This is a genomic window from Blastococcus sp. SYSU DS0539, assembly GCF_054050855.1.
In genome coordinates, this window is sequence record NZ_JBJHAF010000033.1 from 1 (window position 1) to 584 (window position 584).

The 584-nt window shown below is 79.5% G+C and carries 1 protein-coding gene; it reads right to left on the reverse strand.

Annotated elements, in window-relative coordinates; all coding sequences use genetic code 11:
• The coding region (locus ACI790_RS19855; protein WP_456571512.1) for a DUF222 domain-containing protein at positions 1-563 on the reverse strand (563 nt) is incomplete at its 3' end.
• Positions 564-584 lie beyond the last annotated feature (21 nt).

A 584-nucleotide genomic window follows, 5' to 3' on the forward strand; every position in this document is an offset into this window, starting at 1 on the left:
ACCACGTCGGCGCAGCGCTCGGCCCGCCTGCGGCGCCGCTCGGCGGCCGCGGCGTCGTGGCGCAGCACCTCCCGGCGCACCGCGGCGCGCAGCCGGGTCACCGACAGCTCCCCGGCGCCGGGCAGCACCGCGGCCTCCACCGCCGCGATCACCCCGGGTGCCAGCTCGCGCACCGGCCCGGACAGCTCCGCGGCCACCGCCCGCGCCCGCGGCCAGCCCAGCGCGCCGTCGGCCAGCGCCGCCCAGGTGGCGGGCAGGTGCCCCACCAGCGTCGTCGACAGCTCCGCCTGGGTGGTGGCTTCGGCCCGCGAGCAGTTCAGCACCATCGCCAGCTCGTCGGCGAAGAACTCGCTCACCCCCGCCGCCGGCGGGTTGCCCGGGCCCGGCAGCCAGTCCGGCGACGCCGCTCCCGGCTCCCCGAGCTGCCGGTCCGAACTGTCCGGGCGGCGGGCTCCCAGCTCGCAGATCAGCTCGGCCCGGTAGGCGGCCAGCGCCGACTCCGCCTGCTGGATCCGCCGCAGCTCCAGCGCGATCTCGGCATCGGTGCGGGCCGCGACCGGCATCGCCTCACCCAGCCGGGTCGG